General features: G+C 64.0%; 4 protein-coding genes. 3 read left to right on the top strand and 1 reads right to left on the bottom strand.

What is annotated here, in order from left to right; translation table 11 throughout:
• From L9Z73_RS27150 to L9Z73_RS27140, 3 genes are all read left to right on the top strand, one after another.
• The coding region (locus L9Z73_RS27150) for a PLP-dependent aminotransferase family protein (protein WP_247407701.1) at positions 1–1,194 on the top strand (1,194 nt) is incomplete at its 5' end.
• Between the two features lie 141 nt (positions 1,195–1,335).
• Complete coding sequence (locus L9Z73_RS27145; protein ID WP_247407699.1) at positions 1,336–1,548, top strand: DUF6434 domain-containing protein; 213 nt, start codon at positions 1,336–1,338, stop codon at positions 1,546–1,548.
• Positions 1,545–2,282 (top strand): CPBP family intramembrane glutamic endopeptidase, encoded by a 738-nt coding sequence (locus tag L9Z73_RS27140; RefSeq protein ID WP_247407697.1) that lies wholly within the window; start codon positions 1,545–1,547, stop codon positions 2,280–2,282. Before L9Z73_RS27145 ends, L9Z73_RS27140 begins: the two co-directional genes overlap by 4 nt.
• A gap of 57 nt (positions 2,283–2,339) precedes the next feature.
• Here the strand turns inward: L9Z73_RS27140 and L9Z73_RS27135 are convergent.
• Positions 2,340–3,680 (bottom strand): amidase (locus tag L9Z73_RS27135; protein WP_247407694.1); only part of this gene is annotated, 1,341 nt, incomplete at its 5' end.

Raw genomic sequence — 3,680 nt, 5'->3', positions numbered from 1 at the left:
GCCAGCCGGGTGTATGCCGAGCTGGCGGCCATGGGCCTGGTCAGTGGTGAAACCGGTCGCGGCACTTTCGTGCGGGAAATTTCCCTGCCGCCGGGGCAGGGCAGTGGGCAGATGAGCGTGGCGCCGGGCATGCTGGATCTGAATTTCAACTACCCTTCATTGCCGGGTCAGGCCGATCTGCTGCGCACGGCGTTGCGTCAGCTGGCGCTGTCGGGGGATCTGGAGGCATTGTTGCGCTATCAGCCCCACGCCGGGCGCCAGCATGAGCGTGCGGCGGTGGCGCGCCATCTGCTGAGTCGAGGGCTGACGGTCGAGGCCGACCAAGTGCTGGTGGTCAGCGGCGCGCAACACGGGTTGGCCGTGACGCTGATGGCGCTGCTCAAGCCGGGGGATGTGATCGCCGTCGACGCGTTGACGTATTCGGGGTTCAAGGTGCTGGCGGAGACCCTGCACCTGGAAATGCTGCCGATCGCGGTCACCGCCAGCGGCCCCGACCTCGATCATCTGCACAGCCTGTGTCGCCAGCGTCCGGTACGTGCGGTGTACAGCATGCCGACCCTGCATAACCCGCTGGGCTGGGTGATGGGCCTGGAGCAACGCGAACAGCTGGTGGCCATTGCTCGTCAGCACAATCTGATGATCATCGAGGACGCCGCCTACGCGTTTCTGGCAGAACATGCGCCACTGCCTTTGGCGACACTCGCACCGGAACGCACGGTGTATGTCGGCGGCCTTTCCAAAAGCGTCGCCACCGGCCTGCGGGTCGGCTTTGTGTCAGCCCCGGCGGCTTGGGTGAAGGCTCTGGAGCGCAGCATCATGGCCACGACCTGGAATGTGCCGGGGGTGATGAGCGCGATTGCAGTGGCCTGGCTCGACGACGGCACGGTCGCCCAGTTGGAAGCACAAAAACGCCAGGATGCCCAGGCGAGGCAGGCATTGGCGGCGCAGGTGCTGAAGGGGCTGGCGTACATCAGCCATCCCTCGTCGTATTTTCTCTGGCTACCCTTGGAGGAGGATGCCCGCGCCGATCAAATCGCCATGACCTTGCAGCGCGAAAATGTCGCCGTGTCCACCGCTGAACCGTTTGCCGTCGGCGCACATGTGCCCCATGCGCTGCGCCTGGCGTTGGGTTCGGTGGGGATGACGGCGCTGCACGAGGCGTTGGTGGCGGTACGCAAGGTGGTGGCGTGGTGAGCCGAGCTTAGGCGGCTGACTGCCGGCGGTCAGAGCGTGAAGCCGCGTTCCATAATGCGTGCTGACGCTATCCGGCACTTCCTGCTTAAGTGGCACATCGCTATGCTGCTGCGAAAACAACAAACCGCCTTGTGAGAAAAAATGGAATTTAATTGGCACAGCGACCCCATCACCCGCAGCACCCCGATCACCCCTCACTACAAAAACACCCAGAACGTGCGCCGTTTCATGCTTGAACACTGCGGCCCGAGGTTCAAGTTTGACCGCGCATTCATGGTCTGGATTCGCAACGACACGGCGAAAAACCTGGGCGATGTGGTGGATGAGTGGCAGCGTCGAAACGAGTGCTTATGATTACTCAAGGCATGGCGGTACTGATCGACTACGGCATCCATTTGACGCCGGGCCTGCTGCTGTTCGGCGTGTGGTTCGCACTCACCCCCAGGTCGATGACGGCGATGCGCATCCTGATTCTGTTGGCGGCGTTTGTGCTGATGCGCGATGCGATGACGCCGTTGCGCATGTGGGCGCTCAGTGACGACGTGCAGATTGCATTCACCGCCAATGCCTTTGTGCTGGCGGCGCTGGGCGGTTTGTCGCTGTTGCTGGTTGCCGGGCTGGCGTGGGTGGCGCCGGACTTGTCGCGGTTGGTCCTGTGGTCCAAAGGCAATTGCGCCGTCGGACTGGCGACGGGGTTGGCGGTGGGCTGCCTGATCGGCGTACCGCTGCGGCTTTACCAGGGTGTGGATACGCAAGCGATCCACGACTACTGGGTGTGGCTGCCAGGCATGGTGGTGTTGGCCTATGGCGCCAATGCGTTGGAAGAGGTGTTGTTTCGCGGTTATCTGCAGGGGTATCTGGAGCAACAACTGACGCCGCTGCGGGCGGCCTTGATCAGCGGCGTGGCGTTCGCGGCCTGCCATGCCTTCCTGGCCCTGAGCGTCACCCAACTGGGCTGGCCGGTGTTGCTGTTTACCCTGATCGAGGGGCTGGCCTGCGCATTGTTGCGCATGCGTCATGGTGTGTTGGCCGCGACGCTCGCCCATGGCACGGCGATCCTGTTGATTGCCGTGCCGCTGGTTGCTTAAGCGAAATGCGCTGCAAATGTGGGAGCAAGCAAGCCAACTCCCACATTTTCAACGCACTCAGCGTGGCGTGAGTGCCGGTGTACGCGGCGGAATCAGGCGTTTGCTGCCGGTGGCCTCATACGCCGATGCCAGCCGCAGCAGCGAGGAGTCATCATAAGCACGCCCGGCAAAGGTCAGCCCGACCGGCATGCCGATATCCGCCATCACGCCCATCGGCACGGTAACGGTCGGCACGCCCAGATGGCGAATGGCAAGGTTGCCGTTGGCTACCCACACACCATTGCTCCAGGCGATATCGGCGGATGCTTCATTCACATCGGCATCCGCAGGGCCGACGTCGGCCACGGTAGGGAAAATCACCGCATCGAGGCCGAGCTTATCCATCCAGTCTTCCAGGTCGATGCGCCGGGTTTGTTCGAGGCCGCGCAAGCCGTCGGGCAGGGTGCTGATCTGGTCCCACGGGGTGATCCCGCGTTGGGCCATGCGCACGTATTCGTCCATGCCGGCGGCCAGTTCGTCCTCGCGGTTGGGCAAGGTGCCAGGGTCATGCGGGAAAATCTTCGGTCCGTCGACATCCGCCAGGCGGTTCAGGCGCGGGTCGTTATTGGCGCGTAAGAAGTCATCGAAGGCCCACGCGGACAGTTCCCACAACTCATCGTGCAGGAATTCCTTGGACACCAGGCCACGGGTAAACACCGTCGGCGCGCCGGGACGGTCGCCTTCGCAGTTGGACACCAGCGGGAAATCCACCTCGATGACTTCGGCCCCGGCGGCTTCGAGGGCCTGGCGGGCGGCTTGCCACAGGGCGATGACACTGGCGCGGGTGATGATTTTTTGCCCGGTCGGGCCACCGATGCCGGGTTTCTCACTGGTGCCGGCGTCGGGGTCGGCGTTGATGTACATGCGCGGTACGCCAAAGCGTTTGCCCGCGAGGGACTCGGCGGTCGCGGTCAGTTCAGCGTAAGAAACCGGGCGCACCGAGGCGACGCTGGGGATCGGCACCCAAGGCTGTAGGCGCCACAGGTCGCCACGGGTGTCCGGGTCTTCGGCGACCACCACGTCGAGTACTTCCAGCAGGTCGGCCATGGTGCGTGCATAAGGCACCACCACGTCCATGGTTGGAGTCAGTGGCCAGTTGCCGCGCACCGAAATCACCCCACGGGACGGGGTGTAGGCACACAGGCCATTGTTCGACGCCGGGCCACGCCCGCTCGACCAGGTTTCTTCCGCCAGGCCGAATGCCGCGAAGCTCGCGGCGGTCGCGGTGCCGGCGCCGTTGGACGAACCGGAGGCAAACGGTGCCGTCAGGTAGGCGGCGTTATACGGGCTTTCCGCGCGGCCATACACGCCACGCTGCATGCCGCCATTGGCCATCGGCGGCATGTTGGTCTTGCCCAG

The organism is Pseudomonas emilianonis (assembly GCF_023072625.1).
GTDB classification, from domain to species: domain Bacteria; phylum Pseudomonadota; class Gammaproteobacteria; order Pseudomonadales; family Pseudomonadaceae; genus Aquipseudomonas; species Aquipseudomonas paraveronii.
This window is presented reverse-complemented; position numbering and strand designations above follow the sequence as displayed.